A 15,369-nucleotide genomic window follows, 5' to 3' on the forward strand; every position below is an offset into this window, starting at 1 on the left:
TCGCTCCGAGCACTCAGGGCTGACGGTGATGGGTGACCGGCGACCAGTTGCCGGAGGGAAACCCGCTAGTCCTGAGTGCGCGCTCCGGCGCGTGTATCGAAGGACGGCCTCGTGCCCCAAGAGCGCCTTTCGATACACTCTCCGCTTCGCTCCGAGCACTCAGGGCTGGCGGTTCTTCCGCGTGTCTCCGCGTCCCCGCGTATCCCCTACTTGGCCGGTCTGTTCTTCCTCACGCGCTGCGTCTGCCAGAGCGGCGGGACGAGTTCCGAGTTCCACTTGTCCCAGCGGGCCTTCAGCTTCCTGAACTTCGCGGGTTTGTCGGCCGCCAGGTCCTTGCTCTCACCGATGTCCTTCGAGAGGTCGTACAGCTCCCACTTGCCGGTACCGTTGTCAACCAGCTTCCAGTCGCCCTCGCGGATCGCGCACTTCTTCCCGAACCGCCAGTAGAGCGCGTCGTGCGGCGCTCCGGACGACTTGCCCGTCAGGAACGGCATCAGGTCCACGCCGTCGAACTTCGCGCCGTCGGTCTTCGCTTCGGCGAGTCTGCAGACGGTCGGGGCGATGTCGAGCGCGATAACCGGCCTGTCATCAACCTTGCCCGCGGGAATCGTGCCCTTCCACTGCATCATGTACGGGATGCGTATCCCGCCCTCGAGAGTGTCGCCCTTGAAGCCGCGGAGCGGGCCGTTCCCCGAGGTCGTGCTCTTCGTCGGGCCGCCGTTGTCGCTGATGAAGATGATCAGCGTGTTCTCTTCGAGCTTATTCTTGCGGACGCAGTCCAGCACCTTGCCGACATTGTCGTCCATCGCCGACTGCATTGCGGCGAACGTCCGGCGCTTCTTGTCCGCGATCTTGGAGAAGCGGCTCTCGTACTTCTCGGTCGCCTGGAGCGGCGCGTGGACGGCGTTGAACGGCAGGTAGAGGAAGAACGGCCCGGCCTTGTGCTTCTCGATGAACGAGACTGCCTCGCGCCCGAAGGCGTCGGTCAGGTATTCCTTCTCGTCCACGGGCTTGTCGCCGCGCATGATGGGGTTGTTCCCGTCTACCAGAGGGTTATTGTATGCGTGCGCGCCGCCGGGGAAGCCGAAAAACTCGTCGAACCCGCGGTCGGGCGGCATGTAGCCCTTCTCGTACCCGAGGTGCCACTTGCCGACCATGCCGGTCGCGTACCCGGCGGCCTTGAGCCTTGCGGGAAGCGGGGTCTCGGTCAGCGGGAGGCCGAACGTGGTCGAGGCCTGCCCCGGAGGCCCGGGGTTGAACTCGTGGCCGAACCTCTGCTGGTATCGGCCCGTCAGCATTCCGGCTCGCGTCGGGCTGCACACCGGGCAGGAGACGTAGCCGCTCGTGAACCGCGTGCCGTTCTTGGCGATGGAATCTATGTTCGGCGTCGGGATGTCCTTGCCGCCCTGACATCCGAGCTCACCGTAGCCGAGGTCGTCGGCGACGATGAGGATGATGTTCGGTCGCTTCTCCGCCGCGAGTGCCGACGAGAGCGCGCCGGGGATCGCCATGGTCGCCAGCCCCGCGCCGGCGTACCTGAGGAAATCACGTCTGCTGATCGCGTTCTGTGTCATTGTTGACTCCTTTTCTTAAGGGTATTGGTGATAAAGACGCCGGAAACCCGGCGATGTTCAGAGGGAAGGCAAATCCGAAGCACGAAATCCGAAATTCGAAACAAGAAGGCAATTCAGAAATGGGAAAGGCACAAAGGGATTCCGGATCTGCCCTTTTCCGTTATTGCCTTATTGTTTCGTGCTTCGAGCTTCGAATTTCGAGTTTACTCCCCCCTCTGTGCTCACTTGATTCGTATCTTGTACACATGCACGTCGTTGGGGCCGAAGGAATCGGTGAACGAGCCGTTCTTCGCCTTGACCGTGCGGTTCTCGTACAGAACCTCGATCTCGCCCGTGAGCGGCTTGCCCTTGAAGGTGATGTCGGCCTTGGCCCCCTCGCGCTTGCACGCCATTATGTAGAGCCGGTCGCCCACCTCCCGCGCGCAGAACTCTACGTCCGGCGCGCCGGATGCCTTCAGCGGAATATTCGAATCGGGCTTCACAAGCGCCGGGTAGAGCTCGCTGTTCCGGTTGACCTCCTTCAGCAGCGGGGCCATCACCTCATTCCAGAAGGTCCAGTTGTAGCCGTACTCCGCATCCTTGCCCTGCAGCGCGACGCTCATCCCGAAGAACGACAGCCCGCTCGATCCGTTGATGATCGCCTGGTACGCCATGAACCGCTCCTGGTGGAAGGTCGGCATGACGAGCTCGTTCTTCGGCGGAGTCGCGCCGCTCCAGCAGACCTGCAGGATCATGATGAAAGGTTTCTTGCCGTAGACGGCCTTGTTGATCCACCGGGCGTAGTCGCCCACGACGCTTATCTCCTTGTTCGGTAGGTGCGAGTGCTTGCCCTTCGGGACGGATATCGGGTAGATATCGAGCCCCGACATGTCGCAGGCATCGTAGTACTCCCTCAGGACTTCGATCGTGTTTCGCGGAGCGTGCGCCGTCCAGACCGGGTGGTCGGTGTCGAGCTTCTTGATCTCCTTGTACGCCTCGATCATGCCCTTTGGGTCCGCCCCGCCCCACGCCGGCTCGTCTATGTTCTTCCAGAAGGCGACGGCGGGATGGCGCTTGTACTTCTCAATGACCTGGCGCAGCATCTCCGGCCGTTCCGGCGCCTTTGGGGTGAACTCGGTGTACTCCTTGATGAAGAAGAAGGTGTACATATGGTTCTCGGCGGCCCAGTCGAGATACTGCCGGCAGGTCGGGTCGTTGATGCCTTCCATGTTCAGCCGGAAGACGTCCACCCCACCCTCCTGGATGACGGCCAGTGCATCGCGGCCTGACGGGTCCTTCGCCCGGAGCGGCGGGGCCTTCGGCGAGAAGAAGATCGGGAACCACGGCTTCCCGTTCAGCAGGAACCGATTGTGCTTGTCAATCGTCACCTTCGTCGGCACGTCGTTCCTCTCACCCTCTCCCGCAACCGCCGCGCCGAGTAGGCACGACAGCGCCGCCGCGATCATGAGCATCTTGAACATGTTCTTCTTCCCTTCGAGACTGTAGTGAACGCCCGCTGTCGCGTTCAGTGGTATCGCAACTAACACCGTCAGCCCTGAGTGCGCTCTCTGGAGCGTGTATCGAAGGGCGTTCTTGGAACACAACCTCCGGCTGTATCTGACCGTCCTTCGATACACGTCCCGGAGGACGCACTCAGGACCAGGCGGTTCCAGTCCTACGACCATCGAACGGCACGGCGGCCGTCCGCCTACGATTCTCTCCCTATGAACTTCCAGAAGTTGCCGCCGAAGAGGTCGGCCACGTCGCGCCCGATCTCCTCCTCGGTGACGCCCCACCCCGTCGCGGCCAGGTCGGCGTACTTCTCCGCGAGCACGTCGCCGATGACTTCGCGGGAATGCTTCCACTTGTAGATCAACTGCTCCATTATCCGCGCGTCCGAGTGCTGCGGGACGACGCTCAGGCCCAGCATCTCGAGCCGCATTCGAGTGATCTCCTCGATCAGGCTCGGGTTGTTCAGAAACCACCAGCATCCGAAGATCATCAGGTTTCGCAGCTTCCGGGCCGCGACGCAGAGCGCGTGCTGGTTCTCCCGCGCGAGCATCGTGACCATGAACTTCACGTCCTGGTTGGCGTCGCATAGCCGCTCGACGGCCTCGACGCTCGCGAGGCTCATGCCGTCGCCCGCCATGCGCAGGTTCGGGTTGATCTGCCGCCGGACGCCGATCATCAGCGCAAACGGGATGCCCTTCTCCCGCGCCACCGGGATGACGCACTCGTCTATCAGCCGCCCGCGGGTCGTCTCCTGCGGGTAGTCGAAATCCGGCGGGAGCGAGACCGCCATGTAGAGGGCGTCCATCCGCTCGATCCACTCCGCGAGGAACCGCCGGACCTCTCCCATCGTGCTGCCGCTCAGGTCGGCCCGGACGTCATACCCCCACCCCGCCAGCTTCGGGCAGGCGGTCCCCCAGAGGTTGAGCATGACGTCTACCCGGAGCGCGGCCTTGAAGCGCGGGTTGACTTTGACGCCGCCGAGCCACAGCGGACGCTCCGTATCGTCTAACGGGTCGTTGGTCATCACCACCGACTCGACCCCGGCGATGTCTAAGACATGATTGACATGCTTGACTGGATTTTGTCGGTGGAAGAACTCCCGGTGGGCGTTCAGATCGCGGACGGAGGCGTCGAGCCCGAGGCCCTGGAGCATGGTGAGCACGCCCCGGCACGCCTCGCTGATCGGCGAATGCGCCAGGAAGAGGACGCGCCAAATCAGGTCGGCCTGATCCTGCTTCCCGAGCTCCCAGAAGTCGTCATACGGCATGTCGAGCCGCCGGAACGCCTCCGCGATGAGGTAATGGTACGTGAGCGTCTCGTCAATCCCCCAGAGCATCAGCGGCCCGAACTCCGGCGAGTACAGATGCGTGTGCAGGTCCGTGACCTTCGCCCCGGCGACGGCATCCTTGACCATCCGCCGGATGTCCCTAGAATCAGAACGCATGTTTGCCTACCCTCGTTCAGCGCACCACCCCGTCATGGTTGTCCATGCCGTCGTTGGCGTCTATGTCATGTCCCGCGTGTCCTAGCCGTCACCGCGCCGCCGACCGAATACCCGCCGATACCAGGGCATCTTCTCGTCTTCGGGCTTGGGGATCGGCATCAGGGCCTTCACCTCTTCCTGCAGAATCTCCGCCCTGCCCTGCCAGAAGCCTATCAGCCCGGCGCGTTCCTCGACCTCGCGGTGCAGTCGCCGGTTCTCATCCCTCAGCTCGCTGATCTGTTCCTTCAACACGTCTATGACATACTTGACGGCGCCGGAGTCCGGTACGTCATAGGCGTCAATGACGGTCTCGTCCTCCGATTCGCTCCCCTCGCGCGGCCGATCGATCAGTTGGGCGTCAATGATGACGCCTTCCTCGGGTGACATTTCCTCCGAGGTGAGGATTCCTTCCTCGTTGAAGCGCTGCCTGAACGCCCGCACGTCGTCCGAGTTGAACATCAGCCTCACATGGCCCTCGATCCTGACGGCCCGGGCAGGCAGCTTCTTCTCCTTGACGTATCGGCGCACCTGGCGGTCGCTCTTGTCGAGCATCTCCGCCACTTCTCTGATCGGCAGATCGTATACGATGTCACTCATGCCTGTGTCCACCTTGTCATAGTGTGTCGCGGCCGTCCGCAGGCCGGATGTGTCCGACGATTCAGCACCCGAATGCCAGCAGGTCAATGATGCGCATCAGATCTTCGTCGTCGTAGAACTCGATGTCTATGCTGCCCTTGTCGCCGCGGCGCGATATCGAAACCTTCGTCCCCAGGTAGCGGCGCAGTTTTTCCTCGACGTCCGCGAGGTTCGGGTCCGGACGTCTATGACGCGTTTCACGTGAAACGCCGCCTGTCTTTGACATCCTTGAAGGGCCTGACACGCGTGACAGCCGCTCGGCCTCGCGTACGCTGAGCCCCTGTTTCACGATCCGCTCCCACGCATCCAGCTGCAGGTCGGGGTCGGTTATCGAGAGCAAGGCCCGCGCGTGGCCCTCGGTTATCTCATCGCGCTCCAGGCTCTCCATGATCGGGAGGGGCAGGTTCAGGAGGCGCAGGGTGTTCGCCACTGCGGAGCGGCTCTTCCCGACGCGCTCGGCCACCTGGTCCTGCGTCAGGCCGAACTCGTCGAGCAGCCGCCGGTAGGCCTCCGCGCATTCGAGGGGGCTTATGTCCTCGCGCTGGAGGTTCTCGACGAGAGCGAGTTCAAGCGTCTCGCGGTCGTTCAGGACGCGCGAAACCGCCGGGATGCTCCGCAGGCCGGCCTGCACCGCCGCGCGGAACCGCCGCTCACCGGCTACCAGCTCGAACGATTCGCCGTCCACCGGCCTCACGAGAACCGGCTGGAGGATGCCGTTCTGCCGGATGGACTCGGCCAGTTCGTCGAGCTTGTCGTCGTCGAAGGACTTGCGCGGCTGATTCGGGTTAAGGCGTATCCTGTCGAGGTTCAGGTCAACGACGGACAGTATCTGCACGGGCTGGGGAGTCTCGTCCTCCGTCTCATCTCGAACGGTTTCTGTGTCCATTTATCCCTCGGGCTGTCTATGACGCCATTGACACCGGTGCGGGCTCAGAGGCAGGTTCGGCGGACGGGTGGGGATTTCCTTCATCCGCCGCGGGCGCGAATGCGGGGCAGGGTGGGGCGCCCCGACGAGGCGGACACGTCATAGACAAGGGGCCGCCCCGCATGAGACGCGGAACGGCCCCGAACGAATCTGGGTTTCTCGAGCGGTCAGCTTACTTTATGCTGTCCGCCTGCATCCGGCGGACCATCATGTCGGCGATCTCCTCGCCGCTGACCTTGTAGTCGCCCTTCTCGACGCGCTCCTTGAGCTTCATCACGACTTCCTCGCGGACGTCCGGCGCCGCGTCCACGACCTTCGCGACCATCTTTATCTCGGCCGCGGTCGGTTCGACTACCTTCGACTCGGGAAGCTCGTCGAGCGTGATCTCCTTGAACTTCAGGTCGGGCTCGCCTGTCTTGCGAGTCTTGACCTGCTGCTTCGCGAGAAGCCTGGCTACTTCGGATGCTGAAATCTGCATTTATCCGCCCCTCTCTGCCCGGGACGGTCGGCAAACAAAAAAGGCCGACTCTCCCAAGGCTTCTGAAGACGGCAGCCAGGCTGTCATACCCTCTCGGGCTTAGACCCTCGGCTTTGCGTCCTCTCCTTTCGAAGAGTTTGCCTTTTTCGATCTATTCGTGCTGTCAGTTCCATTATCGGCGGGCGTTCACCGATCTTTAGGGCCGGACGAAAAAACTTTGAGGATTTTCTCGCCTCCACCAATGTAGCAGTTCGCCGTCCGATTGTCAATGGATCTTCCACCGGCGGGTGCGCTTCCGCGGAGTGGGTTAGCCTCTCGATATGCCGCCGGAGCGGCCACTCGAAGAGATCGGCTGGGCGGTCTGCCAGGGTTAACAGGCCCCAACCGTCCAGTCTCGAGTCGGTTTATCTGGAAAGCATAACGAGAGACGGTCTCCGCCCACTGAACTCAAACGCACCCTACACCGACGCCATGATTATCGGGCTGTGGGGCGTCCTACGTGACTGTGGTAGCTACCGGTATGCACTCCCCCGCCGCATGGACCCTGAATCGAGTTCAGGGTGACGAGTCCGCAGTCCGCCTTGCCAAGGGGGACCGGCCTCCGGGCCGAGGGGGTTCTGCCCCCCCCGGCCTGCGGAACCTCCCCCGACCCCCTCCTTGTCAAGGAGGGGAGCTCTTCCGCAGTCCCCCCTGAAAAGGGGAACCGGCCTCCGGGCCGAGGGGTTCTGCCCCCCCGGCCTGCGGAACCTCTCCCGACCCCCTCCTTGTCAAGGAGGGGAGCTCTTCCGCTGTCCCCCTTGCCAAGGTGGACCGGCCTCCGGGCCGAGGGGGTTCTGCCCCCCCGGGGCCTCTCCGCCGTTGACGTTCTTCGCGGCTGTGTGGTATAGTTTCCGCGAACGAGCGCGCAAATGCAATCGTTTTCATCCGCTGCAGTGAGGTTGACCGGCGCTCACAGGTGTGGGCGCTGTTGTTTTCCGGCTGACCGATGGTGAGGCCGCCATGCGCGATGACGACAGGCGTTATATGAAGGATCTCGGCACCGCCAGCGCGGTCGGGATCGTGATCGTCGTCTCCGTCCTGATCGGCCTCCTGCTCGGGCGGTGGCTCGACCGGGTGTTCGGCACTTACCCGTGGCTGACGCTGATCTTCACGTTCATCGGCGCCGCCGCCGGGTTTATCGAGATGTACCGCATGGTCAAGGGCCTGTCGGGGGACTGATGGACGATCGGGATTCGATGCGGGGAGTCTACAAATCGGCGGTCCTCGCGTGGGCCGGGGCGGCGGTGGTCTGTCTCGCGATTGGGCGGCCGTGGATCGCGCTCAGCCTCACGTTCGGCGCGGCGATCGCTCTCGGCCTGCTCGGGGGATTGGATCTGGTCGTGAGGCGGGCCTTCGTACCGGGTGCGAGGAAGCCGATGCGCGCGCTCTGGAAGCTCGGTCTGGTGAAATGTCCACTGCTGGGCGCGGCTCTCATCGCGCTCGCCGGGTGGGAGAGGATAGACCTGCTCGCGCTGTGCGGCGGAGTCGTGCTGGTGCAGGTCGGAATCGTGGCAGGAACGGTGTTCGCGGGGCGGCTCGGGGCGCGGAGGGGAGCCCGCGCCGGTCTCGCTCGAGAAGAAGGCGCGGAAAGCTGAAGTGGAAGAAGAGACCGTAAGCACGGGCATACTGCTCATCACGTCGTGCGGCATCGCGCTGGTACTGGTCGTCCTGGCGGTGCTGGCGACGCGGCGGCTCGACTTGCACGAGCCTTCGAGGGCGCAGAACCTGCTGGAACTGGTCGTCTCCGCGCTGAACAACTTCACCGTCGGCATCATAGGGCCGGAGGGTGAGAAATACACGCCGCTCATCGGCACCGTTTTCATATACATACTCGCGATGAACCTGATCGGCCTCGTGCCCGGCATGCACTCGCCGACTAGCAACCTGAGCTTCACCCTCGCGATCGCCGTCGTGGTGTTCGTCATGTACAACTACTACGGCGTCCGGAGGGTCGGGGCGTTCAAGTACCTGAAGCACCTCGCGGGCGAGCCGCTGTGGCTCGCGCCCCTGATGCTTCCTATCCACATCATCGGCGAGATCGCGCGGCCGATATCTCTAGCGGTCAGGCTCTACGGCAACGTGTTTGGCAAGGAGATCATCCTCGTAGTCTTCGCCGGGATGACGTTCGTGTTCGTGCCGTACCTGCTGGCGATCCCGACTCAGTTCCCGATGCTGGTGTTCGCCGTATTCATATCCTTCGTGCAGGCGCTGGTGTTCGCGCTGCTGACTGCCATATACATAGCCATAGCCATCTCCGACGAGGAGCATGGACACTAGAAGGGAGAAACGCTCATGATCTACTTTGCTGCACTGGCCATTGCCGCCGGTCTAGGCCTTCCCATCGCCGTTTTGTCGGCCGCGCTGGGGCAGGGGAAGGCCGCCAGTTCGGCGCTGGAGGGTATGGCCCGCCAGCCCGAGGCCGCCGGGAAGCTGCAGACCGCGATGATCCTCAGCCTCGCGTTCATCGAGTCTCTGGTGATATTCTCGTTCGTGGTCTTCTACCTGCTTTCGCAGAGACTGCCCGAGACGGAATCGGTGCTGAGGGTTCTGATGCGCTAGTAGGCCGCCAGACTCGAAGCACGACATTCGAAACAATACCGAATGACGGACAGGGGCAAGACGGCAAACAGCTGTGCCGTTTTGGAGCTTGCCTTTCTCCGATCTGTGATCTGTTTCGAGCTTCGAGTTTTCCCGGCGGGGCTTCGCGCGGATACGGAGGTTCGTCTATGCAGGATCTGCTGCATGCGTTGCATATCGAGCCGAGGATCATGGCGGCTCAGGTCACGGGCTTTATCCTTCTCTGGATTCTGCTCGCCAAGTACCTGTTCAAGCCCGTGATGGCCCTGCTCAAGGCCCGCGAGGCCGAGCTCAAGGCCGCCTATGACAAGGCCGCCGAGGAACGCGGGCAGGCCGAGCGGATCAGGGCCGAAGTCGAGGCGCGCCTGGCCGAGATACAGGCCGAGGACCGCGCCAGGATTCAGGCGGCGGTTGCGGAGGCTCAGTCCGTCAAGGACGAGATGATCGCGGAGGCGCGCGCCCGCGCGGAGGAGACTCTCCGGCGGGGGGAGGAAGATCTCGCGCGAGAGCGTCAGAAGATCCTCGCCGAGATGCGCGCGCAGACCGTGGACATCTCCCTGGCGGCCGCCGGGAAGATCATCGGCGAGTCGCTCGACGAGGACAGGCACCGCCGGCTTGTCAATGACTTCATAGACAAACTCGGGAGCGCGAAGCCATGAGGATGACGACCCTGGCCCGTAGGTATGCAGGAGCGCTCTTCGGCGTCGCGAAAAGCGCCGATGGCATAGACGTCATAGACAATGTGGAGAGCGATCTCGGGCTGATCGGTCATTCGCTGCAGACGATGCCGCGCCTGGCCGAGGCGCTCAATCATCCGCTGATCCCGCCGGCGCGCAAGAAGGCAATCGTCTCAGAGGTCTTCGGCGGCAGAGTCCAGGATGTCACACTGAGGTTTCTCCTCCTGGTCGTCGAGAAGCGCCGTGAGGCGGTTCTGCCCGATGTCGAGCAGGAGTACGTCCGCCTGGCGAACGAGCACCGCGGGCTGGTCTCGGTGTCCGTCACCAGCGCCGTTCCGCTCGAGGAAGATCAGATCGCGGCGCTCAAGGCGGGTCTGGACGGGTTCACGGGCAAGCAGACCGAGCTGGTCGTCCGGGTGGACCCGGATATCATCGGGGGCGTCGCCGTGCGGATCGGCGACACGGTGGTTGACGGAAGCGTGCGCGGGTATCTCGCGTCGCTGAGAGAGAAGATGCTGGGGTAGGGGGCGGAGCGCGCCCGCGTCGCCGTCATGCCGGACTCGATCCGGCATCCATGGATCCTGAATCAAGTTCAGGATGACGTCCCAGGGTTCAGGATGAAGTTCCGGGGCTCAGGATGACGCGCGGGGGCTCAGGACGAAGAACGAGCGGACTCAGGAATCGGAGTGAGAAGTCATGTCAAACAAGCTGAGGCCTGAAGAGGTCACATCCATAATCGAGCGCGAGCTCTCGTCATACGAGAATGAGCTGCAGGAAGTCGGGGTCGGGACCGTATTGGAGGTCGGCGACGGCATCGCGCGCCTCTACGGTCTCCGCGACGCGATGGCCGGCGAACTGATCGAGTTCTCGAGCGGCGTGTTCGGGATGGTATTCAACCTCGAGGAGGACAACGTCGGCTGCATCATCCTCGGCTCGGACGTCGAGATCAAGGAGGGCGACACCGCAAAGCGCACCGGCCGGATCGTATCCGTGCCCGTCGGCGGCGCGCTGAGCGGGCGGGTCGTCAATTCGCTGGGACAGCCGCTCGACGGCAAGGGCCCGATAGTGACGGACAAGTTTCGCAACATCGAGGCGCGCGCACCGGGAGTCGTCGAGCGCCAGCCCGTCAAGGAGCCGCTGCAGACCGGCCTCAAGGCGATTGACAGCATGATCCCCATAGGGCGCGGGCAGAGAGAGCTGATCATCGGGGATCGGCAGACCGGCAAGACCGCCATCATACTCGACACCATCATCAATCAGAAGGATGCAGGCGTCCACTGCATCTACGTCGCCGTCGGGCAGAAGCTTTCCACCATAGCGCAGGTCGTCAAGACGCTCGAGGACCATGGCGCGATGGAGTACACGACCATCGTCAGCGCGACGGCCAGCGATCCCGCTTCGCTCCAGTACCTGGCTCCTTACGCCGGGTGCGCGATGGGCGAGGAACTGCGCGACACGGGCGGGCACGCAGTCGTCTTCTACGATGACCTCTCGAAGCACGCCCAGGCCTACCGCCAGGTCTCCCTGCTGCTCAGGCGTCCTCCCGGCCGCGAGGCATATCCGGGCGACGTCTTCTACCTGCACGCGAGGCTGCTCGAGCGCGCGGCGAAGCTCAACGACGAACTCGGCGGCGGTTCGCTCACCGCGATCCCGGTCATCGAGACGCAGGCCGGCGACATCTCTGCGTACATCCCCACGAACGTCATCTCGATCACCGACGGGCAGATCTTCCTAGAGACCGACCTGTTCTACGCGGGCGTCCGGCCTGCGATCAACGTCGGCGTCTCCGTGTCCAGGGTGGGGGGCAACGCGCAGATCAAGGCGATGAAGCAGGTCGCGGGGAGGCTGAGGATTGACCTGGCACGGTACCGCGAGGTGCTCGCCTTCGCGCAGTTCGCGACTGATCTGGACAAGGCTACACAGTCGCAGTTGACGCGGGGGTCGCGGATCACGGAGGCGCTCAAGCAGCCGCAGTTCGAGCCGATGCCCGTCGAACAGCAGGTGATGGCGCTCTACGTCGGCAATTCCGGCTACCTCGACGGTATACCGGTTGCGCGGGTGGCGGAGTTCGAGCGCGAGTTCCTGCGGTTCGTCAACAGCGATCATCCCGAGCTGGGCCGCGACATCAAGAACACAGGCGCCCTCAGTGAAGAGACCGAAGGCAAGCTCAAGAAGGCGATAGAGGAGTTCAGGGGGAGGATGCGGGATGCCGGCGGGCAGTGACCGGTATCCGGTATCGAGGTTCTCATGGCTACAATGCGCGACGTCCGGCGGAGGATACGCACCGTCCGGAACATACAGGAGATAACCAAGGCGCTCAAGATGGTGGCGGCGGCGCGCCTCCAGAAGGCGGAGTCTCGCGCGAAGGCGGCGCGGCCTTACGCCGAGGAGATGGCGCTCGTCATGGGCCACCTCGCGCTCGCAAGCCGTGACGCCGAGGTCAGCCACCCGCTCCTCGAAGTTCGAGAGCCTGTCAACCTGGGGATACTGGTCATCACGTCCGACCGGGGCATGGCGGGCAGCTACAACACGAACGTCATCCGCAAGGTGATGGAGATCGCCGCGCCGCACGGCAGGGAGAATGTGAAGATCATCGCCCTGGGCAAGAAGGGCAGGGCGGTCTTGTCGAAACAGGGCTACAACGTCGCCGCCGACTACCAGATGCCCTCGTCCGAGATAGACATCAACGACGCCAGGCAGATCAGCCGGCTGATGCGGTCCATGTTCGAGGCGGGAGAGATTGACCTCGCGCGCATGGTGTACACGCGATTCCACAGCGCGATCAGCCAGCGGGTGACCGACGAGCAGTTCCTGCCGGTCGAGCCGCCCGGAGTCATGCATCAGGCCGGCACGCTGGCCGCGCTGATGGGCCGGGCCGACGTGCCCGCTGAGAACTCCGCGGCGGATGTCGGATATATCTTCGAGCCGGAGCCGGCGGTTCTGCTCGGAGACCTGCTGCCCAGGTACGCGGATGTGGCCGTGTACCGCGCGATGCTCGAGGCGCTCGCGAGCGAGCACGGCGCCCGCATGACCGCGATGAGCACTGCGACCGACAACGCGCACGAGATGATCGAGCGCCTGACGCTCGACTACAACCGGGCGCGCCAGGCCGCGATCACGAGGGAACTGATAGAGATCGTCAGCGGCGCGGAAGCGCTGAAGTGATGGATGGCGAGTAACCCGGGAGGCGTCATGCTGAAGTTGATTCAGCATCCAGGCCCGGGTGGACCCTGAATCGAGTTGAGGGTGACGGCGTGAGTTCAGGGTGGCGGCTGCAATCCGCAGTCCGCAACCTGATGGAGGAAGACATGGCAGAAGGACACATAGTCGAGGTAGTCGGGCCCGTCGTGGACTGCAGGTTCCCGGCGGACGCGCTGCCCGGGATACTCAATGCGGTCAAGATCGTTGACGAGGACAGGGGCATAGACCTCACGACTGAGGTCGCCCAGATGCTCGGCAACGACGTCGTTCGGTGTATCGCGATGGCCGGCACGGACGGCCTCGTGCGCGGCATGAAGGCCGTTGACACGGGCGGCCCGATCACCGTCCCCGTGGGGAACGAGACCCTCGGGCGGATGTTCAACCTCCTCGGCGAGACGATTGACAACCGCGGCCCCGTCGAAGTCAAGCAGCGCTACCCGATACACCGGCCCTCGCCGCCGCTCGAGGAGCAGAGCACCAGCCAGGAACAGCTCGAGACCGGCCTCAAGGTCATAGACCTGCTCTGCCCGTACTCGAAGGGCGGCAAGATCGGGCTCTTCGGAGGCGCCGGCGTCGGGAAGACCGTCCTCATCCAGGAGATGATCCGCAACATCGCCACGGAGCACGGCGGCGTCTCGGTGTTCGCCGGGGTGGGGGAGCGCACCCGCGAGGGCAACGACCTATGGCTCGAGATGAACGAGAGCGGAGTCATCGCCAAGACGACCATGGTGTTCGGCCAGATGAACGAGCCGCCCGGCGCTCGCCTCAGGGTTGCGCTATCGGCGCTCTGCATGGCGGAGTACTTCCGGGACGAGCAGGGGCAGGACGTCCTGCTCTTCATTGACAACATCTTCCGGTTCGTCCAGGCCGGCTCCGAGGTATCGGCCCTCCTGGGAAGGATGCCCTCCGCAGTAGGGTATCAGCCGACCCTCGGGACCGAGATGGGCGCCCTCCAGGAGCGGATCACATCCACCGTCAAGGGTTCGATCACCTCGATCCAGGCGATATACGTTCCGGCGGACGACCCGACGGACCCCGCGCCGGCGACGACCTTCTCCCACCTCGACGCGACGACATACCTGGAGCGCCGCATCGTCGAGATGGGCATCTACCCGGCGGTTGACCCGCTCGTCTCGACATCGCGCATCCTCGACCCGCGCGTCGTCGGCGAAGAGCACTATGACGTCGCGCGGCAGGTGCAGACGACCCTTCAGAGGTACCGCGAGCTTCAGGACATCATCGCGATCCTGGGCATAGACGAGCTTTCCGATGAGGACAAGCTGGTCGTCGCCCGCGCGCGCAAGATACAGCTCTTCCTCTCCCAGCCGAACTTCGTCGCGGAGCAGTTCACCGGCATCGAGGGGCGGTACGTGCCGCTCAAGGATACCATCCGCAGCTTCAGGGAGGTCGTCGAGGGCAAGCACGACGATCTGCCGGAGCAGGCGTTCTACATGGTCGGGGCAATCGAGGAGGCCGTCGAGAAGGCGGAGCAGATGAAGGCGGCGGTGTAGGTGGTAGCCGGAACCCCCTCGGCCCGGAGGCCGGTCGCCCTTGATAAGGAGGACAGCACGGCCGGCAAGGGGACAGCCTGCGAGGCTCCCCTCCTTATCAAGGAGGGGGTGGGGGAGGTTAGGAGCGGCGCGAGAAGACCATGCCTGATAAGACGTTCAAACTCGAGATAGTCACGCCGGAGCGGATAGTCCTTCAGCAGGACGCCGTTTCCGTGATCGCGCCCGGCGCGCAGGGATCGCTCGGCATCCTGGCGAACCACGCCCCGCTCATGGTCGAACTCACCATCGGCGAGGTGGACATCCGCGATGCGGACGGGTCGCTGCACCGCATGGCGGTCTCCGGCGGGTTCATGGAGGTCGCCGCGAACACGGTCCGCATACTGGCGGACACCGCCGAGAAGGAAGAGGAGATAGACGTCGAGCGCGCCAGGGAGGCCGCGGACCGCGCTCGGCAGCGTCTCTCGACCCTGGAGGCCGAAGACCTCGATCTGGCGCGAGCCGAAGCGGCCATGAAACGGGCCGTCAACCGCATGCACGTGGCGCGCGGGCACTAGGAGGCCGTCTCTCCATCCACGGACAGGCGCGCCTCAACGCTGTCATGCTGAACTCGGTTCAGCATCCAGAAGGCGGATGGACCCTGAATCGAGTTCAGGGTGATGGGGCGGCGGTTCAGGGTGACCGGGCGGCCGCTCATCGTGGCGCATTGTCCGACCGAACGGCGGCGGAAGCCGAACATTCGCCCGCGAGAAACGTATCTATGCTTGAGCGCAAAGTCAC

Annotated in this window: 16 protein-coding genes and 1 riboswitch; of the genes, 10 read left to right on the forward strand and 6 right to left on the reverse strand. The window is 63.8% G+C overall.

Going from position 1 to position 15,369, the window contains the following annotated elements; all coding sequences use genetic code 11:
- Positions 1-206: 206 nt before the first annotated feature.
- The 6 genes from KBC96_11395 to KBC96_11420 form a co-directional block, all read right to left on the reverse strand.
- The gene (locus tag KBC96_11395; GenBank protein ID MBP6965000.1) at positions 207-1,511 is read right to left on the reverse strand and encodes a sulfatase; all 1,305 of its coding nucleotides are present in this window, start codon (positions 1,509-1,511) and stop codon (positions 207-209) included.
- Positions 1,512-1,795: 284 nt separating this feature from the next.
- Positions 1,796-3,034: a hypothetical protein gene (locus KBC96_11400; GenBank protein ID MBP6965001.1), complete on the reverse strand. Its 1,239-nt coding sequence runs from the start codon at positions 3,032-3,034 to the stop codon at positions 1,796-1,798.
- Positions 3,035-3,261: 227 nt separating this feature from the next.
- Positions 3,262-4,509 (reverse strand): glucuronate isomerase, encoded by a 1,248-nt coding sequence (locus tag KBC96_11405; GenBank protein MBP6965002.1) that lies wholly within the window; start codon positions 4,507-4,509, stop codon positions 3,262-3,264.
- Between the two features lie 81 nt (positions 4,510-4,590).
- Positions 4,591-5,145 (reverse strand): helix-turn-helix domain-containing protein, encoded by a 555-nt coding sequence (locus KBC96_11410; protein MBP6965003.1) that lies wholly within the window; start codon positions 5,143-5,145, stop codon positions 4,591-4,593.
- Between the two features lie 61 nt (positions 5,146-5,206).
- Complete coding sequence (locus KBC96_11415) at positions 5,207-6,070, reverse strand: ParB/RepB/Spo0J family partition protein (GenBank protein ID MBP6965004.1); 864 nt, start codon at positions 6,068-6,070, stop codon at positions 5,207-5,209.
- Positions 6,071-6,281: 211 nt separating this feature from the next.
- A complete protein-coding gene (locus KBC96_11420) occupies positions 6,282-6,587 on the reverse strand; it encodes a flagellar biosynthesis anti-sigma factor FlgM (protein ID MBP6965005.1) in 306 nt (101 codons plus the stop codon).
- A 67-nt stretch (positions 6,588-6,654) separates the two neighbouring features.
- A riboswitch (cyclic di-GMP riboswitch) is annotated at positions 6,655-6,739 on the reverse strand.
- Positions 6,740-7,586: 847 nt separating this feature from the next.
- Between KBC96_11420 and KBC96_11425 the strand changes: the two genes are divergently transcribed.
- The 10 genes from KBC96_11425 to KBC96_11470 all read left to right on the forward strand — a co-directional run bounded on the left by KBC96_11425 (position 7,587) and on the right by KBC96_11470 (position 15,146).
- Positions 7,587-7,805 (forward strand): AtpZ/AtpI family protein, encoded by a 219-nt coding sequence (locus KBC96_11425; GenBank protein ID MBP6965006.1) that lies wholly within the window; start codon positions 7,587-7,589, stop codon positions 7,803-7,805.
- Positions 7,805-8,221, forward strand: a complete 417-nt coding sequence (locus tag KBC96_11430) for a hypothetical protein (GenBank protein ID MBP6965007.1) — start codon at positions 7,805-7,807, stop codon at positions 8,219-8,221. The genes KBC96_11425 and KBC96_11430 overlap by 1 nt, the downstream gene beginning before the upstream one ends.
- Position 8,222: 1 nt before the next feature.
- Entirely contained in the window at positions 8,223-8,903 is a 681-nt protein-coding gene (gene atpB, locus KBC96_11435; protein MBP6965008.1) for a F0F1 ATP synthase subunit A, read from the forward strand.
- A 15-nt stretch (positions 8,904-8,918) separates the two neighbouring features.
- Positions 8,919-9,185 (forward strand): ATP synthase F0 subunit C, encoded by a 267-nt coding sequence (atpE, locus tag KBC96_11440; GenBank protein ID MBP6965009.1) that lies wholly within the window; start codon positions 8,919-8,921, stop codon positions 9,183-9,185.
- Between the two features lie 167 nt (positions 9,186-9,352).
- Positions 9,353-9,862: a F0F1 ATP synthase subunit B gene (gene atpF / locus KBC96_11445; GenBank protein ID MBP6965010.1), complete on the forward strand. Its 510-nt coding sequence runs from the start codon at positions 9,353-9,355 to the stop codon at positions 9,860-9,862.
- Entirely contained in the window at positions 9,859-10,404 is a 546-nt protein-coding gene (gene atpH, locus KBC96_11450) for an ATP synthase F1 subunit delta (GenBank protein MBP6965011.1), read from the forward strand. The genes atpF and atpH overlap by 4 nt, the downstream gene beginning before the upstream one ends.
- Positions 10,405-10,576: 172 nt before the next feature.
- Positions 10,577-12,103 carry a F0F1 ATP synthase subunit alpha gene (gene atpA / locus KBC96_11455; GenBank protein MBP6965012.1) on the forward strand — a complete coding sequence of 509 codons (1,527 nt, stop codon included), beginning with the start codon at positions 10,577-10,579 and terminating at the stop codon, positions 12,101-12,103.
- Between the two features lie 24 nt (positions 12,104-12,127).
- Positions 12,128-13,045 (forward strand): ATP synthase F1 subunit gamma, encoded by a 918-nt coding sequence (atpG, locus tag KBC96_11460; protein ID MBP6965013.1) that lies wholly within the window; start codon positions 12,128-12,130, stop codon positions 13,043-13,045.
- Positions 13,046-13,188: 143 nt separating this feature from the next.
- On the forward strand, positions 13,189-14,592 hold the full coding sequence (gene atpD, locus KBC96_11465; GenBank protein ID MBP6965014.1) for a F0F1 ATP synthase subunit beta: 1,404 nt from the start codon (positions 13,189-13,191) through the stop codon (positions 14,590-14,592).
- Between the two features lie 140 nt (positions 14,593-14,732).
- Entirely contained in the window at positions 14,733-15,146 is a 414-nt protein-coding gene (locus KBC96_11470; protein MBP6965015.1) for a F0F1 ATP synthase subunit epsilon, read from the forward strand.
- The last annotated feature ends 223 nt before the right edge of the window (positions 15,147-15,369 follow it).

The sequence above is a fragment of the Armatimonadota bacterium genome (genome assembly GCA_017993055.1).
Classification (GTDB): domain Bacteria; phylum Armatimonadota; class UBA5829; order DTJY01; family DTJY01; genus JAGONM01.